Origin of the sequence: Campylobacter cuniculorum DSM 23162 = LMG 24588 (assembly GCF_002104335.1) — a bacterium.
Lineage (GTDB): Bacteria > Campylobacterota > Campylobacteria > Campylobacterales > Campylobacteraceae > Campylobacter_D > Campylobacter_D cuniculorum.
In genome coordinates, this window is record NZ_CP020867.1 from 272,947 (window position 1) to 292,424 (window position 19,478).

The following is a 19,478-nucleotide window of genomic DNA, read 5'->3' on the forward strand; positions in this document are numbered from 1 at the left end:
TCTTAAAAAATTTCTATAAAATAGCACAAAAAGCCCTTTAAAAATAGGGTTAAAAGGGCTTTGAAAGTTCAGCGATTTTTTGACTCATTTGCATGGTTTTTTGAAAATCCTTTGCTTTTTTTGCTTGCATAAGAGCTTTTAAATAATGCGTTTTGACAAGATTTTTTAACGCAAGAGAAAAATAGGCGGGTTTAAGGATATTAATGCTCTCATCCGCACAAAGCTCTAAAAGTTTCGCATCCATTTGAGAACTTTGCAAAAAATCTTTATAACTTTGTGCAAACTCTCCTAAAAACTCCGCAGACACAAAAAAGTTAAATCTTTGTTTAAACTCTTCATTATTTAAAGCGGTTTTTAAGCAGGTTTTGACATTAAAATCCTCATTTAAAGCAGTGTTTTTATCGATGATTTTTGCGTTAAAAACATTTGCATTGACGCCAAAAACTGCACACGCTTCTTGGATGCATTGCTCTTTGATGAAGTATTGTTTAATATTTTTGATTAAAGTGATGATTTCTTTGAGAAAATTATCCTTTTGCACGGCATTTTTTAAACGTTTTAAATGATACCTTAAATAAAACTCAAAACCACTATAAAAGGTAAAATGCTCTTTTAAATCGCATATGCCTTTAAGCTGATAAAATTCGCCTAAATCCTTGCATTTTTCCATCAAAAGAGCGACTTTGACATTGAAAAAATTTTGTTCAAAACACAATTTTAAAGAACGTATCACACTCTTATAACCCGGTGCATCTTTATCGGGCACAAAGCACAAAGTGAGTTCGCTTGTTTTAATGTGTTTAAAAATTAAAGCAAGATGTGAAGTTGTAAAGGCAGTTCCACACGTTGCAACGGCATTTTTAAGTCCGCATTTGTAAGCAGCAATCACATCAAAAAAACCCTCCATAATAAACAATTCTTTTTCTCTGTAAGCTGGGGTTTTTGCGTTGCAAAGATTATAAAGAATGAAACTTTTATTAAAAGTATTTGAGTTTTTAGAATTGATATATTTAGCTAAATGTGGATTTTTGATGAGCTCTCTTGTTGAAAATCCTCGCACCTTACCATAAGCATCTTTAAGAGCAAAACTTAAGCGGTTTGCAAAAATAACGCCTTCTTTTTCACTGACAAGCCCTAATTCATAAGCCTTTTTTCTTGCATTCAAAGAATCAATAAAACGCAAAAACTCCTCTTTTTTTGGCACATAACCCAAAGAAAAATGTTCGATGTCCTCTTCATCGATTCCGCGATTTGAAAAATACATTTTAGCTTTTTCATTTTGCTTTAAATGAGTTTTAAAAAATTCATTGAGTTGTTTTAAAAATTCTAGGTTTTGAAAATAAGCGTTTGATTGCTCGTTAAAAGAGAGTTCTATGTGTTCAAGCCTTGCAATTTCTTCAACAGCAGCAAAAAAATCAAGGTTTTTAAATTTTTGCACAAACTTAATCGCGTCTCCTGATTCATTGCAACCAAAACAATGATAAAAGCCCTTATTTTCATCGATAATAAAACTCGGCGTTTTTTCGTGATGAAAGGGGCATAAAGCCTTAAAATAAGCCCCCTCTTTTCTCAACACCAAATAATTTTCAAGCACTCTTATAATGGAGACTTGAGACTTAAAAGATTCTATATTAAAACGACTCATAAAGTTCTCCTAAAAAATGCTCTCTTGTATCTTTTCAAAATCCACCTCTTGCACGGGTTGATCTGTGTTTTCACTCATTGCACAAAAAGTTAAAGTTTTATCATTGAATCTAACAATTTCTTTAAAATGTTTGCCCGTTTGTTTGTTTTTTCTCACTAAAAAAAGCCTTTTATTCGGGTCAAATTCTTTGTTAAATTGTGACGCGTCTTTTTTATCCGCTTCGATTCTTTCCACTCTTAAAATCACACTCGCTTCGTGCGTTCCCTTTTTGGAGCCCATAGGATTATCGCGGTCGCCTTTTGCGGTTTGAATAATAAGAAAGATAAGTAATTCGTATTGATGTGCTAATTTTGCAAGGGTTGAAAATTTCAAACTCTCTTCTTCTTCCATATTTCTCGCTCTTGGGCTTGTGATTCTCATTTGTGAGTCAATCAAAAAAATCTTCACGCCTCTTTTGGAGAGGATTTTAATGTTTTGAACGATTTCATTGATGTCATAGCCATCATTAATCATAAAGAAATTTTCTTGTTTAAACGGCACATTTTGCGTTTTGCGTTTAAGATATTGTTCGATTGTGAATTCAAAGCAAAAAAAGCAAACGGGATAAACGCGTGAGATGTTTTCTAAGAGTTGCAAACCTAAACTCGTCTTTCCTGCTTCAGCATCCCCACTGATTAAAACAAGTTGGGCTAATTCAAAACCGCCATCAAAAGCGGAGTCTATAAAAGAAATACCGCTTTTAATCTGTGCTAAAACGGGTTTGTTTTTATAATATTCTAGCCATTGTTTAAAATTCATAAAATCATTATTTGCAAGGGTGAGTTCGCTCTCAAATAAAGACAAATCTAAAAGTTGATTCTCTTGTGCAGCACGGATGAGTTTTTCACCGATATGCTTTTGTGCGTTTAATTTGTAAGTATCTTTTAAAATGTGTTCATATTCTAAAAAATCCGGCACACAAACAGCCGCACAAAGATTTAAAAACTCCTCGCTTTGCTTCTCATCATCACTTAAAACACTGACAAAACTTTCAAAAGAAAGCGGATTTAAACTAAGGATTTTTTGACAAAAAACCTGATATTTTCCACTGAATAAAACGGGTGAAAATCTTTGCTCAAACTCATCTTTAAACTCGGGGTATTCAAGCAAAGATTTTAAAATAATGCTTTGCATTTTAATATCCCCTTTCTAGTTTTTTCTTAAAATAAGTAAAAAGCAACTCAAATTCGCTCGATTTTTGAGCGTTTTTTTGTGCTTCGTTTTTAAACTTGATTTTCGCATTCATCGCTAATTCATAAGCCTTTTTGTTTAAAAGCTCTTCGTATTGTTCTACCAAATCTTTATAAAACACTTGATTTTTTAAGAGCAAAGCCTCACTTAAAGAATCTAAAAGACTCGGATTGAAAGTGTTGATTAAATCGTGTGCTTTTTGCATAGCATAGCCATTGAGATAAAAATTTTTACTTGTAAAAACAAAATGCTTAAAATCTTCATGCGTCATTTTCAACCCTCCTAAAAAAAAGATTCTCTTGTTCTAAACGTTTAAAAAACGCATTCAAACTCGCTATCAAATAAGCATTTTTGCTTAAAGTATTCATCTTTGCACTTCTTGTAAGCCTTTTTAACACGGCTTTTGGGAGTAAAAACTTTTTTCTTTGTTTTAAAACTTTTTTTTCTTGCCCTCTCATAATCTTCTCCAGAATAAAATCTTAAAGCACATTCAACAAGTTGTGCCTGTGAAATATTTTCAAGCTCACTCGCATTTTTAAGCTCTTTTAAAAGCCTAAAATCCAAATAAAAACTCGGACTGACTATCTTGTTGCGGTGTGATTTTTTATAATGCATTTTTAAGCCTCTGCTAGGCTGTAAAGATAAGTTTTATTATCAAATAAAACTACACGTCCTTCAATCTCTAAGTCCTTCACGCTCTCTTCATTGAAAATCTTAAAATCGCTTTTTAATTCGTAGCATTTAGAAATAATCTCTTTTGAGAGTTCTTCCTTGCTTTTAAAACGTGTGCTAAGCTTTGAAAATTGTGCCTTTGTTTCTTTGGGTTTAAAGAGCCCTTGCCACGAATTAAGAATGCTTGTTTGAATGATGTGCTTGATATTATAGCCCTCGTTTTTAAAGCTTTTCAGTCGTGCTAAGATGTATTTTTTGGTGCTTGGGGTCAATTTTTTATCCCGCTCTAATCTGTAAGCAAAAAAGTTTTTTATCTCTTGCACTTCATCATCTAAAAATCCCTCATAAGACTCATTTAACACATTTTTCTTCTTAAGCTGTTTTTTAAGAGAAATGAAAAGTATTTTTTTATCAAAAAAAGAGCACGCTAACAAATTTTTATTTTTTTGTTCTATATTATTTATTTTGTAAGGCGGACAAAAATCCGCATGCGGTTTTTTGTCGCAGTGTTCAAAGTGTGTATTTTGCGTTTTATTTTGCTCTTTATTGTCCGCGTCCCGCCTTAAATGCTCACTTTCTTGCGGAGTGTAACGCTCTAAAGTCTCATTAATGCCCTCTTGGCAAGATGAGTCTTTTTGCGTTGTTTCTTGTGTGTTTTCATTTGGCTGTTTTTCTTCCTCTTCTAAACTTTCAAAAAGGGCGTTTGTATTCTCATCGATGAAGATATAAAGTGAAAATTTGTTAAAACTTCCATCTTTATTTTTTGCTTGTTGTTTGATGAGATAAGAAGAGTCGATGAGCTCTTTAATGTATCTTTGAAGAGTCCTTGTTGAGATGTGAAAATTTTTTGCTAAAAATGTGCTATTGAGTTTAAAATCTTTGGGTAAAGACAGCACAAAAATCGCTAACATTCTCGCCCCTATGCTTAAGTTTTCATCGCGTATGAGTTTGTTTGAAATCACGCTAAAATTGCTTTTAGGTGGTGTGTAAAAAATCGTTTGCATATTTAAATCCTTTCTTTTTTTTAATTTTTGATTTTGTCAATGAGTTTTTTTCCGTTGTAAATATAGCCCTCATTGTCTAAGATGTAAAACTTAGAATTGTAAAGCCCTTTTTGTCCCTTGATAATAAAAAAGCTTTTGTTCTGCTTTTTAAAGCGTTTAAAAATGTGATAAAAAAGTTTAAACATTTTGCATGTCCTCCTCCTGTTCGCGTTTTTTAATTTCTATGATTTGAATTTCTAAATTAAGACAAGCAAGGGCTTTTGACAAGCTGTTATAATCAGCTTTGAGAGCAAAAACCGCAAACGCTTCGACTATTTCGCAAATGTCTTCATCAATGAGTTTAATTTTTTGCAAAAAGGGTTCTAAAAAGCTCAAATCTTTAAAACTGATATTAACGTCTTCGCTGATGAGCTTTTCGCAACGCAAAATGTGCCACCTTGCTTTTTGCAGGTCCAAAAGACAATTTTCTTTAAACTTGCAACGCAAGACATATTTTAACGCGTTGCCTATGCTAAAAATCAAGCGTTTTTCTTTCATCCTTGAAAAAAGACTTTCAAGCAGTTCTATACTTTCAAAGCCATAAGCTCTATAATAAAGCGGATTTGTTTTATCTTCTTTTTTGTGCATACTTACTCCTCTTCTAAAGTGATAGCGTCTAAAAATTGTGCGTGTTTAACTTCTTTTGATGGGATATATTGAGCGTATTTTTGCAGAGTGGTCTGTGAATTATTATGCCCTAACATTGCACTCACCCACAAAAGAGGCTCATTTTTTGAAAGCATTAAACTCGCAAAAGAATGCCTTGTGCTGTAAATGGTGCGATAGCTGATATTTAAATGCTCTAAAAGAGCAAGATATTGCGTTCTAAGATGCGAATGATAAAAATGCGTAATCCTTTTTCCCTTTTCATCTGTGAAGATAAAATCTTCATCTTTTTTAAGCTCTTTTGCTTTTAAAAGCTCTTTTTCCAAAAAAGGCAACATGTCTATGCTTCTCGTGCTTGAACGCGTCTTTGGCGTAATAAGTTTGCCACTGATACTGCATACCGCTTTATAAATATGGATTTTTTTATGGATAAAATCAAGGTCTTTAAACTGCAAGGCTAAAATCTCGCCCTTTCTTGCCCCTGTTAAAAGGGCGATTTTAAGATAAAGCCCTATGTCTTCTTTTGCTTGAAGCAAACGCATAATTTCTTCTTCAGTGAAAGGGTTGATTTGTGGTTTGAGTTGATGTGAGAATTTTTTATTAAAAATGGGATTTGTGGCGATGACTTTATCTTTCACCGCACAATCAAAAATTCTTTTTGCGACGCTGATGCAAATTTTTATGCTCGAGGGTTGCAATCTTTGCTCTAAAAAAGAATAAAACTCTAAAACATCTTCGCTCTCAATGCCTTTAATGCTGCGGTTTTTGAAAAACTCTAAAATCAGCCTGACGCTGTTGTTGATAGAAGTTTTTGTGCTTGACTTTAAGCCGCTGCTTTGTTTGATGAGAAAATCCGCATAAAAACTAATACGTGTTTTTGCCTCTTGCGTAAAATCTAAGAAAAGGCTTGTGAAATTTTCATTGCCCTCTTGGATATAACGCAAAATGAGTTCTTCATAATGAGACTCTAAAAAGTCCCTTGCTTTTGCTGTATCGTGCAATTTGCTCGAAAATCTAAGCCTTTTAAAGCCCGATTCTTTTAACTTCAAATCCTTGATGTGCTCTTGAGTGAGAAAATGCTCTTGTTTTTTGAGTGCATCCCATAAAGAAAGACTCACACAAGAATCAATATAAAGAGTGTTTTCTCTGCTGTAGAGTTTGTAATTTTTGATGAGTTTAAACATTTTTTTACCTCCAGATATAATTTTTTTTATGTTTTCTCATTTATGTTTTTCCTTTTTATGTTTTCTCGCTTAAACTTGACTTTTTTAACCTTAAAGACTCAAGCTCCTGCTTAAATTATTAAAGACACAAACTCACATTAAACTTGATTTTTTGAGTCTTTGCCACAATTTCAAAGTTCATAATCCTTTTTTTGAACCCTATAATCCTTTTCAAGTCGCCCCACAGATGCACAAAATGAAGCGTTTTGTGCTTTTTATTGCGTTTTCTAAGTCGCCCCACATGAAAAGCTTGGGTTAGCGATTTGACACATAATTCATAAATCCTATAAAATCAATATTTGAAATGCTTTTTTAAGTTAATTTTAGAAGTTTTGACACAACTTTCTTAAAGAACCTTTGGGGTCATACCCCCTAAGAAATGCTTAGAAAAATCCTAAAAATAAATATATTGTAAAAATTTTTAAAATGTTTAATATTTTTAAAATTATAAAGTTGTTTAAAATAATTTTCATCAAAAAAATAAAAGTTTTCAGCCTTATTTATTCTTAATTGCGTGAAAAGAAAAGGTGCTGTATTTTTTTATCAATATATGGAATTTAAAAATAGAATTAAAGATTATCTTAAAGAGGATAATAAAGAACTCAATCCTAAAGAAGAAGGATTTGATGAAAATTATGCAAAGGAAAATGATAGTGATAAAACACCTTATACAAATAATGAAAAAGCACAGAAGTGAAAATGAAAATTCTTTCTTTTGTTTTAGAATTTTATACAGATAAAAAGAAAAATGATTATAATGCTAAGAAATATAAAAAGGGTAAAATATGAGTAAATATCTTTTAAAGAATAAAGATAAGATTATTTTGGAGTTTGAAGTCATTGAGGAAAATGAAACACTTAATGGACAAACTATAAAATATTTCTCACTTGCACATGTAAATATTATTCAAAAAGAACTCTTGCCAAAAGCAATACAAACAAAGAATATTCTAACTTCTTTGGAATCGTGGATAAAACAAAGAAAAATTCCTAAACACAGAAATTTTGCTCATAATATTCTTTCTTCAATATCAATGGATTCTGAAAATAATTTAATGTCCTATATTGATGTATCTTTTGGACTCTCTCTTAATGATTCTTTTTGGATTGTCCCAAATGATAAAAACTATCAATGGAAAGATTATAATCTCTATGAAAATGAATTCAGTGAAGCTCTAGCATTGAGTGCTTTTGGATTAAAAATGACAAAAATTAATGGCTTTACAAGCTCACCCGAATTTACAACTAATGGAATGTTAAAGAAATGTTGGCATAGAGAGAATAAACAAATTTATCTTTACAAAGGAAATTCTGAAGAATCTAACGATGGAACAGAATATGGAGGAAAAGAAGCCTATAGTGAATATTATATGGCTCAAATTGCTCAAATTATGGAATTTGAATGTGTTCCTTATGATTTAAAGCTTTTTCATAATGAGCTTGTGAGTGTTTGTCCTATTTTTACAAATGAAAATGAGGGCTTTATGCCTATACATGTTCTTTTAAAAAAATCTCTTAGAGAATATAATAAGATTGAAATGATGCGAGAAATTTCTGTGTTGTATGGTCAAGATTCTTTTAATGACCTTATGCTCTTTGATGCCTTGATTTGCAATATTGATAGACATTTAGGGAATTTTGGAATGATGATTGATAATAACACAAATGAGATTTTGCGTCCTGCACCCATCTTTGATAATGGTATGTCTTTTATCTCAACTTTAGGCAAAAATGAACTGAATTATATCAATGAATGTCTGGCTAAAGATATGAGCTATTTTGAATTACGTTTTGATGAACAACTCAAGCTTTTCGTGCAAGAGCGACACAAAGAAAATTTAGAAAAACTCACAGATTTTAGTTTCAAAAGACATTCACAATTTAATTTGAGTGAAGAATGGCTCATCCCTATTGAAAATTGTATAAGAACACGAGCTAAAAGGGCTTTAGAATTCATAGAGGAAAAGTGCAAAGCAATACAAAAATCGCAAGATTCTTTGCACCCTAAAGATTCACAAGAGACGGAAAACAATGCAGTAACTAAAGATTCTCAAATAACAACCTCTAAACAAATAAAAAGGAAACGATAGAATGAACGAAGTAGAAATTGAAAATGATAGTGGTGTTAGATTTAGAATAACAACCGATAAAATCAAAGGGGAGGGTCTCCCGAAAACGCCACTATCCCCCTTTGATGAAGTCATTATAACATTTTACTCTGATAGAAATCTTAAGGAAAGAATGGAATTCAAAAATCCTAGAGTTAGAGAGTATTATGAAAGATAAAGTTAAAATGATATATTGCAGTCGTCAAAAGAGGAATCAATGACATTAGAAGAAAATATTTTTCTAGCAAAACGTAATCTCGTAGATACTATATGGAAACAAGCTAATTTGGAGGGAGTGAGCGTAACTTTCCCTGAAACTCAAATGATAATCGATGGTTTTAGTGTAGCAAATAAAAGCATTGAAGATTTAACGATAATTTTAAATCTCAAAAGAGCTTGGCAGTTTTTGTTTGATAGCATTAATGAAAGAGTGAGTTTAAACCTTATACAAGATTTTAACAGACTCATAGGCAGGGATTTGGTCTATAAATCTGGTTTTTTAAGAAATGCTGATGTCAAAATAGGCGGAACAGATTATAAGCCCAAATTGCCCATTGAATACGAAGTTGTAGAGCATATAGAAATGATTTTACAAAATGAAAATAAAAAAGATATGGCACTTGATTTGATGTTATTTTTAATGCGAAGTCAGCTTTTCTTTGATGGAAACAAAAGAACGGCAATGCTCATTGCAAATAAGATTCTCATTGAAAATGGACTTGGAATTTTAGCTGTCGCCCAAAAAGATATGAATGAATTTTTTACCAAACTTATTGACTTTTATGGAACTAATGATTCTAGGGAAATAAAATTATTTTGCGAAAAAGAATGCATTGAAACTATAAATTTTCCAGAAGAAATTCAATCAACAGAAGAGAGAATACAAATCAATAAAGATTTTAAAAAACCACTTCTTAAAGAAACTACAAAAAAGCAAAATAAATCACAATCTCAACAAAACATCTTTTCCAAATTCAAACAAAAATTCCAAGAAATTAATGAGAATTTAGAAAATCATCACAACAAAATCAATGAAGAGAATTCACATCATAAACAAAAGCAAACTTCAACCCAACAAACCACAAAAACAATAAAAAGGAAACATAAATGAATAAAATATACAGATATTCTCTGTTTATTTTTTTACTCTTAGGTATAGCACAACAAAGTTATGCTTGTGGAGGCTGTAGGGATTCTTATTTAGGCAATGAGCTTTCAAATGAAGCTAAGAATTTTTATCATCAAGGTGAAGATGCTATCTTTCAAAGCATAGAAGAACTTAATGAACTCGTGAATCACCCAAGTGCTAAAGACACTTGGGTGATTCACGCACACTCTTAAAAGAGGCTATTGCTTATAAACAAAAAACAATATAAAAAAATAGAGAAAAACTCAAACAAAAAAAGTGTTATGATTAAATTTGGTTTAATATATTATCAATTAATAAGGGTATAAAAATTAATTAAATTCACTATATAGTAGTTTAAAACTTTTTAATATAAAATTTAAAATATTTTTAATTTATATATTTAAATTAAGCTATATAGTTAAAATACAATTTCACAAATTTATGTTATATTATAAAAATTTAAAAAAGATAAGGTTACCAAATCAAATTTATTTTTTAATTTTATATAATATTTTTTCATTTTTTAAGTTTGTTGTAGTTTTAGCATAAATAAGACTTTTTCACAAATTAAATTATATTGATAATTTGTATTAAATCAACGATAAATCCATAATCTCAACAATTTGTTTTGAGCCCTTATTTGAATCAATCATCTTTTTAAAATATAACTTATAGGGACAATGATTCTTACATTTTTATGATAGCTTGGAAAATACATAGAAGCCTTTTGTATGGTATTTAAAGCACTTTCATCTAAAATTTTATGTCCTGAGCTTTGTAAAATTTTAAGTTCGCTTAATTTTTTATTTTCGAGCCATAAAAATTGCACCATTACAACACCTTGCAAACGCATCTTTCGAGCAAATGTTGGATAATCTTGCATGTTTTGAATGATTCTTTTTAGTTCTTCTAAAAAAGGATTTTTGTCTTTGCTGAAGTTTAAATTTTCAATGTTTTCTTGAATGGGATTTTGAACTTGCTCGTTTTGAGTTTGTATATTTTGAGTTGTTAAGGGTTTAGGAAACGTTTCTTTGGTTTTTTTAATTCTGCGTTTTTTGGTTTTTGCAGGAGCTTTTAAATCATTTTTAGACACAATTTCTTCGGGCAAAGTTGCTTGAGTTACTTCTTCAAAGGTTTGAGGAGGAGTTTGGGTTGTAAGACTTTGAGAAAGGACAAATTGCTTCATTGTAAGAGTAAAAGTATCCTCACTTTGAGGCTGTATTTTTAAAATTTCTAGGCTGTAAAAACTAAAAAATATCAAGGGTAAAAATACCAAAGAAGTGATATAAAAAGCTTGATATTTGTGATTGAATAAAAGGGTTTTCATGGATTTTTCTTTGTTATAATTTGGAAATTTTCGTGTTTTTTAGCCTTAAGCAAATCAATCACTTGCACAAAACTTTCAAATTTGGCATTTTTATCACTTGAAAGCTCTACAAGAGTTTTAGAATTTAGGGCATTTATGGCTTGTTTTAGTTGTTCAATATCGCTTATTTTATCGTTGATATAAAAAGCATTTTGCTCATCAATAAGAATTGAAAGCTTTTCTTTGTTTTCATCGACACTAAGGCTGTTTTCACTTATGGGAAGATTAATTTTGATTTGTCCGTGTGCAATGAAAGTTGAAATGCTAAGAACGATAGCAAGTAAAACAAGCATTATATCTATAAAGGGGACTATATTTAAACCTTCATTTTTAGGGAGTTTAAGCATTTTCTTCCTTTTTTATTTTATAAATATTGCTCAACAAAGAGCTTTTACGAAATAAAGCATTATAAGCCATTAAAGTAGGTATAGCGACAACAAGTCCTAAAGCTGTGGCTTTTAAGGCTAAAGAAAGCCCTAAAACTATGGATTTTACATCAATATTTCCGGCAAGAGACATATCATAAAAAGTAATCATTATCCCAATGACCGTCCCCAAAAGCCCAACATAAGGAGCATTAGAATAAATCACATAGAGCGTGGTTAGGTTTTCGCTTACAGCATTATCGAAATTTTCTTGAGAGGCATAATCCTTAAATTCTAATTTCCTAAAAAACAATATCCTTTCAATAACACACCAAAGAGCTACAAAAGCCATCATTGCAAGAATGATAAAAATGATTGAATCGCTATAATTTTTCAAAAATTCCATATTAAAATCCTCTTTAAAATGAATTTTTATTTTAGAAATACCATTATAAATAAAATTAATTTAAATTAATATTAATTATCAATTATAAAGTAAAGATAAAGTTATTTAAAAAATATTTTAAAATGCGACTTAAAAATATTTCAATAAGTGCTGTCATAAAATATTTTTTCATTCACATTGACTTCACAAAAAAATACTACAATTTGCTATCTTAAAAATAAAGGAGATAAAATGAAACTCAAATCAGCTCTTTGTGCTTTGATTTTTGCAGGATTTGCTTATGCGGATATGGTTGTAGGTCCTAATGCTTTACCACAGAATGCTCAAAATTTTATTCAAACTTATTTTAAAGGCGTTCAAATCGGTCTTGTCAAGCAAGATATGGATTCTTTTGATGTGGTTTTAAATGACGGCACGGAAATTGATTTTTTTATCAACGGAGAATGGAAAGATGTTGATGGTAAATACAAAGCCATACCGACTGGATTCTTGCCTCCTGCAGCGGTTGCAAATGCCAGAGCCACTCAACCTAATGCTCAAATTTTCCAAGTCGATAGAGAACCTTATGGTTTTAAATTTAAATTTAACAACCAAATGGAGGTCTATACAGATATGAATGGGAATATTATGGGACAAAAATTTGATGATTGATTTAAAATAAATGCTAGTTCAACTAGCATTTATGATTTAAAAGTTTGCTTTTTTGGTGTTAGATTGACTGCTTTTAAGATTTTAAATCTTTAAGAGTTTTATAATTTATGGCTAAAATCTTAAAAAATAATATAAATTATCATTTTAAAGGTTTTGCTATACGAGAAATAAAAATTAAAATCGGTTAATCTTTTGTTTTTAATCTCATTTTTAAATCAAACTTAAATTAAAAAGTTATTTTTATGTCTTTTAAGAATTTTAAATTGTCATTTTTTATAATTTAAATTCTTAGTTTTTTAGAATTTAAATCTTTCGGTATTGTCTTAAAAATTATAAAAACTTGATATTTTTATCTTTAATCGTTTTGATTGTTTAATTGCACCATATAGATTTAAATTAAAATAGAATTTTGGTCTAAATTTGTATGGTTTTATTATTTGCAATTTTATTTTTAACAAAGAAACTTAAAAATTTTTAAGTTTCTTTAAGCAGATAAGATGTTGCTTCATAGATTTTCTTTGCAGCTCGGCTTTTATTCATTGTATAAAGATGAATTCCACTCACTCCACTTGCAATCAAATCAACAATTTGATCAATAGCATAAGCAATTCCGGCATCCTCTAAGGCTCTAGGATTATCCTCGTATTTTTCTAAAATTTTCATAAATTTAGGCGGAATTTTTGCTCCACATAAAGAGCTGATTTTAAGAATTTGCTTTTTATTAATAATGGGCATAATTCCCGCTAAAATCGGCACACTGATTCCTTTTAAGGCACAATATTCTTTAAATTTATAAAAATCTTCATTGTTAAAAAACATTTGAGTGATGAGTTTATCAACTCCGCAATCAACCTTGATTTTTAAATTCTCAATATCTTCAACGAAATTTTTAGACTCATTATGTTTTTCAGGATAACAAGCGGCATAAATTTCAAATTCTCCTTGTTTTTTTATAAGGGTGACCAAATCACTTGCATAAGAAAAATCTCTACTCTTTTGTGCACCCTCACACACATCTCCTCTTAAAGCAAGAATGCTATAAAGTCCTTTTTCTTTGCATTCTTTTAAAATTTCTAAAGCTCTTTCTCGACTTAAATGTATGCAAGGTAAATGCACTATACTAGGAATTTTATGCGTATTTTGAACTAAATTAGCAATTTCAAGTGTGTGTTTAGAATTAACAGAACCACCAGCACCAAAAGTTACGCTAATAAAATTAGGTTTCAAAGCTTTTAAATCTTCTAAAATTTGAGAAAGATTGCTGATATTTTCATCCCTCCTAGGAGGGAAAATTTCAAAAGAAAAAGTCGTTTGAGAATTCATTTTAGCCTTTCAATTCTTCTCGAATTTCTTTTGTCGCTTGAGTCATATTTTTAAGGCTTGCAAGAACTTCCTCATAACCCCTTGTCTTCAATCCACAATCAGGATTGATCCAAATTTGCTCTTTAGGAAGTTTGGCAAGAATTTTTCTAATGGTTTCTTTTATCTCTTCAACGCTTGGTACTCTTGGACTGTGTATATCATAAACACCCGGACCCACTGCGGTTTGGAAATTAACGGCTTTAAGAGTGTCTAAAAGATTTAGATTTGATCTTGAAGCTTCAAAAGAAATGACATCAGCATCCATTGCGTCAATTTCTTTGAGTATATCGCTAAATTCACTATAGCACATATGAGTGTGAATTTGAGTTTCTTCTTTAACCCCGCTATGCACAAGATTGAAAGCAGGGATAGCCCAGTCTAAGTATTCTTTATGCCAATCACTTTTTCTAAGAGGAAGCTTTTCTCTTAATGCCGCCTCGTCAATTTGTATGATTTTAATCCCAGCATTTTCAAGATCTAAAACCTCATCTCTTATCGCTAAAGCAATTTGTTGTGTGCTTTCTTTAAGGGTAATATCTTCTCTAGGAAAAGACCAATTGAGTATGGTAACAGGACCTGTGAGCATTCCTTTAACGATTTTTGAGCTTTGATTTTGAGCAAATTTTGCCCATGAAACGGTGATGGCTTTAAGTCTTGAAACATCGCCCCAAATGATAGGAGGCTTGACGCATCTTGTGCCATAGCTTTGCACCCAGCCATTTTGAGTGAATAAAAATCCTTGCAAATTCTCTCCAAAATACTCCACCATATCATTTCTTTCAAATTCTCCATGTACAAGCACATCAAGCCCAATTTCTTCTTGAATTTTTATACATTCTTTGATTTTATTTTGATTGAATTCTGTATAGCTCGAAGCTGAAATTTTTTGTTGTTTAAAAGCAAGACGATTTGAACGCACATCCGGACTTTGAGGAAATGAACCTATGGTTGTAGTCGGCAATAAAGGAAGTTTTAAAAGCTCTTGTTGAGTCTTTGCACGAGTCTTAAATTCAGGCTTTCTTATAAAATCTGAATTTTGCAAATTTGCAACCCTTTGACGCACTTTTGCGTCGATTTTATTTGGAGCATTTTTGAAAAGCTCTTGATTTTGGATAAAGAATTTATGCGAATTTGGATGAGAGCTTTGTAAAATTTCTTTAAGCTCTTTAAGCTCGTTGAGTTTTTCTTCTGCATAAGCAAAATGTTCTAAATAAGCCTTGTCAAGTTTGGTTTCAAATTTTGTCGTATAAGGCACATGCAAAAGAGAGCATGAGGTATTTAAAACTATATTTTGAGTGTATTTTTGAATTTTTTGTATGAGATTAAGGGTTTTAGCATAGTCGTTTTTGTAGATATTTTTTCCATTCACTACACCTGCAAAAAGAATTTTATTTTCACTAAAGCCATATTTTTCAAGCAGAGTTAAACTCTCTTTTCCTTCGATAAAATCAAGTCCCAAACCATCAAAATCATTTTCTAAAAGTTTGCTATAAATATCTCTTAAATCTCCAAAATAGCTTTGAAGAAGGATTTTTAAACCTTTTTTATTTTGAAGAAGCTCTTTATAAAATTCTTCAAACAAAGCAATTTCTTTTTCATCCAAATCATAAACCAAATAGGGCTCATCAAGTTGCACCCATTCTGCTCCAAGCAAATTAAGCTTTTCAAACAAAGCAATATAAGCCTTTACAAGCTTTTCTTTTGCTTTTTCTTTTGCACTCTCATCTATAAAATTGATGAGTTTAAACAGGGTGAAAATTCCTACCAAAACAGGTTTTGCGTTAATGCCTTGCTCTTTTGCTTCTTGAAATTCACTAAAAATTTTATCTCCAACAAGAGAAATAGCCTCCGCATCGTCGCATTCTGGCACAAGATAGTGATAATTTGTATTAAACCATTTTTTCATCGCAAGTGCAACCACATCCCCATTTTGTCCTTGATAGCCTCTACTTTGTGCAAAATACTCATCAAGAGGCTCCAAATTTAAAGCTTTGTATCGCTTTGCCACGATATTAAAAAGCACGGCTGTATCCAAAACATTATCGTAAAGGGAAAAATCATTGCAAGGCACAAAATCAATTTCTGCTTTTTGTATGCTCTGCCAATGTGTTTTTCTTAAATTTTTTGCCAAATCTAAAAGTTCTTTTTTTGAGCTTTCTTTTTTAAAATATTTTTCAATACCAAATTTAAGTTCTCTTAAAGCACCGATTCTTGGGTAAGAGATGATTGAATTTTTCATAATTAATACTCCTTATTGCTTTGTGAATTTATGGAATTTTTTAAGGTAAATTCTTTTACCGACTTTAGATTTTTGAGTGAAGTTCGAGTGAAGTTTTTGCAGTTGATAAAAAAATTTAAATTTTGAAATAAAATTCGCTTTAAATTTTTACACAGGCTCAATTTATAATTTAAATAAAATCTTAAATCGCAAATCTTTTTTATACCGAAATTCATCATTTTCCTTAAATATTAATTTTCAAGGATTAAGAAAAACTTTGTTTATTAAGAAAGATTTAAATTTCAAAAATCAAATGAATTTGGCTTTCTTATACTTCCCTCAATCCAAAATTTAGACCTTTGGAAGCACAATATTTATCCAAAGGACGCACTAGATAGTCATCTGGCACATCAGTTTCATTCATTTTCTCCTTTAAATTTTTAAAATCAGCTAAGAATTCTAAATTAATTTTTATTAAAACAAGCTGAAAATCCTTGAATTTTTCATTAACTTATATTTTTAAGCTTTAAAATTTCATTATCCATGACAGCAATTCCTGAATTTAAGACTTTTTGAGCAATTTCTTTAGCCTCATCAAGAGAATGCATTGCACAAGTACCGCATTGATAAATATTTAACTCCGGAATTTGATTTTGATTGCTCACATTTAAAACATCTTTCATTGATTCTTCCCAAGCTTTGCAAACTTCTTTTTCATTAGGAGTGCCAATCAAACTCATGTAAAAGCCTGTGCGACAACCCATAGGTGAAATATCGATAATTTCAACTGCGTTTGAGTTTAAATGTTCTCTCATAAAACCCGCAAACAAATGCTCTAAAGTATGCGTTCCTTTTTCACTCATAATATCTTTATTTGGTAAGCAAAATCTCAAATCAAACACGCTAATATCATCGCCCTTTGGAGTCTTCATCGTTTTAGCGAGTCTAACCGCTGGAGCTGGCATTTTAGTATGATCAACTTTAAAACTATCGAGTAAAGGCATTTTGTCTCCTTCTTAAGAAAAATAATCAGTCCAAAATTATACATTAAAAAAGCTAAATTCAAAATTTAAAGCCTTTTCTAAATTTAAAAAAGATAAAATAAAAAACTAAAAAATGATTTTTAAGGAAAATATAATGTTTGAAGTGGTTATAGGACTTGAGGTTCATACCCAGCTTAATACCAAAACTAAAATTTTTTGTTCTTGTGCAACTTCTTTTGGAGAGATGCCAAATACAAATGTTTGCCCAACTTGCCTTGCTTTGCCGGGTGCATTGCCTGTTTTGAATGAAGAGGCGGTAAAAAAAGCCATTTCTTTTGGTCAAGCCATCCACGCTACAATCAATAAAAAAAGCATCTTTAATCGTAAAAATTATTTTTATCCAGACCTACCTAAGGCTTATCAAATTTCGCAATTTGACATTCCTATTGTTGAAAAAGGCGAACTTTTTATTGATATTAACGGAGAAAATAAACGCATAGGTATTACAAGGGCGCATTTAGAAGAAGATGCGGGAAAAAACATCCATGAAAGTGATTTTTCTAAAGTGGATTTAAATCGTGCAGGAACTCCATTGCTTGAAATTGTTAGTGAACCGGAATTAAGAAGCAGTGATGAAGCTGTGGCTTATCTTAAAAAACTTCATTCTATCATCAGATTTTTGGATATTTCAGACGCAAATATGCAGGAGGGAAGTTTTCGTTGTGATGCAAATGTGAGTATAAGACCAAAGGGAGAAAAGAAGCTTTATACACGGGTAGAAATTAAAAATCTTAATTCTTTTCGTTTTATACAAAAAGCAATTGAATATGAGGTTAAAAGACAAATTGATGCGTGGGAGGATGGAATTTATGACAAAGAAGTCGTGCAAGAAACAAGACTTTTTGACACAACAAAACTCATTACAAGGAGTATGAGAAATAAAGAAGAATCAGCAGAATATCGCTATTTTCCAGACCCTGATTTATTGCCTGTGTGTTTAAAAGATGAATTCTTAGAATGTGAAATTCCTGAATTGCCCGATGAAAAAAAGTTAAGATACATTAAGGATTTTGGCATCAAAGAAAATGATGCACAAATTTTAATTTCTTCACTTGAAATGAGTCGCTTTTTTGAAAATTTAATTGCACAAAAATTAAATCCAAAACTCTGCGTTACTTGGCTTAATACCGAACTCATGGGACTTTTAAAAGCAGAATTAACGATAGAGAATTCTCCTGTTGATGCGGAAAAACTTGGCTCTTTGATTCGTTGCATCGAGCAAGGAGTGATTAGTGCTAAGGCAGCTAAAGAAGTTTTAGCCTTTGTGTTTGAAAATGTTGATTTTGGGATTGATGAAGCCATTGAAAAATTAGGGCTTAAACAAGTGAGTGATGATACAGCAATTGAAGCAGTGATTGAAGACATTTTAAAAGCAAATCAAGACAAGGTTAGAGAATACAAAAACGGAAAAGATAAACTTTTTGGCTTTTTTGTCGGGCAAGTGATGAAAGAAGGTAAAGGAGCTTTTAATCCTGCTAAAGTCAATGAAATTTTAAAGGCAAAGTTAGCTTAATGAGTATAGCTGTTATCGGTGCTGGAAAATGGGGGAGAGCTTTATTTGAAGCTTTGAGTATAAAAAATTCTTGTTTGATAAGCTCAAGGACAACTAGAGATTGTGAAAATTTTGTCAGCATCTCTCGGGCTTTAGAATGTGAATATTTAATCTTTGCTTTAAGTACTCAAGGAACTTCTTTGTGGCTTGAACAAAATTTTGTCAATCAAGGACAAAAAATTTTGATTGCTTCAAAAGGTATAGAAAGCTCAACTTGCAAGTTTTTAGATGAAATTTTTTTGAATTTTGTTAAGAAAGAGCAATTTTGCGTTTTAAGCGGACCCTCTTTTGCAAGTGAAGTGAAGGAAAAACTTCCTACGGCTTTGATGATTAATGGTTTTGATTTGAAACTTTGCAAGGAATTTGCAAAGTTTTTTCCAAATTTTATTAAAACTTATGTGGATAATGATGTTCGAGGAGCTGAAATTTGCGGAGCCTATAAAAATGTTCTAGCGATTGCAAGTGGGATTTGTGATGGGTTAAAACTTGGAAATAATGCTCGTGCAGCCTTGATTGCAAGGGGGCTTATAGAAATGCATCGTTTTGGAAAATTTTTTGGAGCAAAAGAAGAAACTTTTTTAGGGCTTAGTGGGGCTGGAGATTTGTTTTTAACTGCTTCTAGTGTGCTTTCTAGGAATTATCGCGTGGGTTTAATGCTCGCTCAAAACCAAAAACTTGATAAAATTTTAAAAGAATTAAATGAAGTTGCAGAAGGTGTAAAAACAGCTTTTGCGATAGAAAAAATTTCTAAAGAAAAAAATATTTACACCCCTATTGTTAGTGAAATTGTAAAGATTTTAAATGGAAAAGATGTTAAAGAATCAACGCAAAATTTACTCAAACAAAACACTTTTTAGGA

At 31.1% G+C, this 19,478-nt stretch carries 22 protein-coding genes; 8 read left to right on the plus strand and 14 right to left on the minus strand.

The window, feature by feature from the left end; genetic code table 11:
• Window positions 1–49: 49 nt before the first annotated feature.
• Genes dnaG through CCUN_RS01470 form a run of 8 tightly spaced genes read right to left on the minus strand, consistent with a single transcriptional unit; the run spans window position 50 to window position 6,380 of the window.
• Window positions 50–1,645 (minus strand): DNA primase, encoded by a 1,596-nt coding sequence (dnaG, locus tag CCUN_RS01440; RefSeq protein ID WP_027305289.1) that lies wholly within the window; start codon window positions 1,643–1,645, stop codon window positions 50–52.
• A gap of 9 nt (window positions 1,646–1,654) precedes the next feature.
• Window positions 1,655–2,818 carry an ATPase domain-containing protein gene (locus CCUN_RS01445; RefSeq protein WP_027305288.1) on the minus strand — a complete coding sequence of 388 codons (1,164 nt, stop codon included), beginning with the start codon at window positions 2,816–2,818 and terminating at the stop codon, window positions 1,655–1,657.
• A gap of 1 nt (window position 2,819) precedes the next feature.
• Window positions 2,820–3,146, minus strand: a complete 327-nt coding sequence (locus CCUN_RS01450; RefSeq protein ID WP_027305287.1) for a hypothetical protein — start codon at window positions 3,144–3,146, stop codon at window positions 2,820–2,822.
• 41 nt (window positions 3,147–3,187) lie between these two features.
• Window positions 3,188–3,490: a hypothetical protein gene (locus CCUN_RS01455; protein WP_027305286.1), complete on the minus strand. Its 303-nt coding sequence runs from the start codon at window positions 3,488–3,490 to the stop codon at window positions 3,188–3,190.
• A 2-nt stretch (window positions 3,491–3,492) separates the two neighbouring features.
• Entirely contained in the window at window positions 3,493–4,551 is a 1,059-nt protein-coding gene (locus CCUN_RS01460) for a hypothetical protein (RefSeq protein WP_027305285.1), read from the minus strand.
• A gap of 20 nt (window positions 4,552–4,571) precedes the next feature.
• A complete protein-coding gene (locus CCUN_RS09915) occupies window positions 4,572–4,736 on the minus strand; it encodes a hypothetical protein (protein WP_169732370.1) in 165 nt (54 codons plus the stop codon).
• Window positions 4,729–5,178, minus strand: a complete 450-nt coding sequence (locus CCUN_RS01465; protein WP_027305284.1) for a DUF3310 domain-containing protein — start codon at window positions 5,176–5,178, stop codon at window positions 4,729–4,731. The genes CCUN_RS09915 and CCUN_RS01465 overlap by 8 nt, the downstream gene beginning before the upstream one ends.
• A 2-nt stretch (window positions 5,179–5,180) precedes the next feature.
• A complete protein-coding gene (locus tag CCUN_RS01470; RefSeq protein WP_027305283.1) occupies window positions 5,181–6,380 on the minus strand; it encodes a tyrosine-type recombinase/integrase in 1,200 nt (399 codons plus the stop codon).
• A gap of 553 nt (window positions 6,381–6,933) precedes the next feature.
• On the opposite strand from CCUN_RS01470, the gene CCUN_RS09555 reads away from it, so the two are divergent.
• From CCUN_RS09555 to CCUN_RS01490, 5 genes are all read left to right on the plus strand, one after another.
• Window positions 6,934–7,116, plus strand: a complete 183-nt coding sequence (locus CCUN_RS09555) for a hypothetical protein (RefSeq protein WP_125921752.1) — start codon at window positions 6,934–6,936, stop codon at window positions 7,114–7,116.
• Window positions 7,117–7,204: 88 nt separating this feature from the next.
• Window positions 7,205–8,509, plus strand: a complete 1,305-nt coding sequence (locus CCUN_RS01475) for a HipA domain-containing protein (protein WP_174564649.1) — start codon at window positions 7,205–7,207, stop codon at window positions 8,507–8,509.
• Window position 8,510: 1 nt separating this feature from the next.
• Window positions 8,511–8,705 carry a hypothetical protein gene (locus tag CCUN_RS01480; RefSeq protein ID WP_027305282.1) on the plus strand — a complete coding sequence of 65 codons (195 nt, stop codon included), beginning with the start codon at window positions 8,511–8,513 and terminating at the stop codon, window positions 8,703–8,705.
• Between the two features lie 39 nt (window positions 8,706–8,744).
• Window positions 8,745–9,638: a Fic family protein gene (locus CCUN_RS01485; protein WP_084483661.1), complete on the plus strand. Its 894-nt coding sequence runs from the start codon at window positions 8,745–8,747 to the stop codon at window positions 9,636–9,638.
• Window positions 9,635–9,868, plus strand: a complete 234-nt coding sequence (locus tag CCUN_RS01490; protein WP_027305281.1) for a hypothetical protein — start codon at window positions 9,635–9,637, stop codon at window positions 9,866–9,868. Before CCUN_RS01485 ends, CCUN_RS01490 begins: the two co-directional genes overlap by 4 nt.
• A gap of 437 nt (window positions 9,869–10,305) precedes the next feature.
• On the opposite strand, the gene CCUN_RS01495 is transcribed toward CCUN_RS01490, so the two are convergent.
• From CCUN_RS01495 to exbB, 3 genes are read right to left on the minus strand one after another with little or no spacing between them, the layout of a single operon-like run.
• Window positions 10,306–10,983, minus strand: coding sequence for an energy transducer TonB (locus CCUN_RS01495; protein WP_027305280.1), 678 nt, complete (start codon window positions 10,981–10,983; stop codon window positions 10,306–10,308).
• A complete protein-coding gene (gene exbD / locus CCUN_RS01500) occupies window positions 10,980–11,369 on the minus strand; it encodes a TonB system transport protein ExbD (RefSeq protein ID WP_027305279.1) in 390 nt (129 codons plus the stop codon). The genes CCUN_RS01495 and exbD overlap by 4 nt, the downstream gene beginning before the upstream one ends.
• Window positions 11,362–11,793, minus strand: coding sequence for a TonB-system energizer ExbB (gene exbB, locus CCUN_RS01505; protein WP_027305278.1), 432 nt, complete (start codon window positions 11,791–11,793; stop codon window positions 11,362–11,364). The genes exbD and exbB overlap by 8 nt, the downstream gene beginning before the upstream one ends.
• Window positions 11,794–12,024: 231 nt before the next feature.
• Between exbB and CCUN_RS01510 the strand changes: the two genes are divergently transcribed.
• Window positions 12,025–12,444: a PepSY-like domain-containing protein gene (locus CCUN_RS01510; protein WP_027305277.1), complete on the plus strand. Its 420-nt coding sequence runs from the start codon at window positions 12,025–12,027 to the stop codon at window positions 12,442–12,444.
• 474 nt (window positions 12,445–12,918) lie between these two features.
• On the opposite strand, the gene metF is transcribed toward CCUN_RS01510, so the two are convergent.
• From metF to luxS, 3 genes are all read right to left on the minus strand, one after another.
• Window positions 12,919–13,767, minus strand: a complete 849-nt coding sequence (gene metF / locus CCUN_RS01515; RefSeq protein WP_027305276.1) for a methylenetetrahydrofolate reductase [NAD(P)H] — start codon at window positions 13,765–13,767, stop codon at window positions 12,919–12,921.
• Window position 13,768: 1 nt separating this feature from the next.
• A complete protein-coding gene (gene metE / locus CCUN_RS01520; protein WP_027305275.1) occupies window positions 13,769–16,045 on the minus strand; it encodes a 5-methyltetrahydropteroyltriglutamate--homocysteine S-methyltransferase in 2,277 nt (758 codons plus the stop codon).
• 485 nt (window positions 16,046–16,530) lie between these two features.
• On the minus strand, window positions 16,531–17,028 hold the full coding sequence (gene luxS, locus CCUN_RS01530; RefSeq protein WP_027305274.1) for an S-ribosylhomocysteine lyase: 498 nt from the start codon (window positions 17,026–17,028) through the stop codon (window positions 16,531–16,533).
• Between the two features lie 133 nt (window positions 17,029–17,161).
• Between luxS and gatB the strand changes: the two genes are divergently transcribed.
• Both gatB and CCUN_RS01540 read left to right on the plus strand, forming a co-directional pair.
• Entirely contained in the window at window positions 17,162–18,580 is a 1,419-nt protein-coding gene (gene gatB / locus CCUN_RS01535; RefSeq protein WP_027305273.1) for an Asp-tRNA(Asn)/Glu-tRNA(Gln) amidotransferase subunit GatB, read from the plus strand.
• Window positions 18,580–19,476, plus strand: a complete 897-nt coding sequence (locus tag CCUN_RS01540) for an NAD(P)H-dependent glycerol-3-phosphate dehydrogenase (RefSeq protein WP_027305272.1) — start codon at window positions 18,580–18,582, stop codon at window positions 19,474–19,476. The genes gatB and CCUN_RS01540 overlap by 1 nt, the downstream gene beginning before the upstream one ends.
• The last annotated feature ends 2 nt before the right edge of the window (window positions 19,477–19,478 follow it).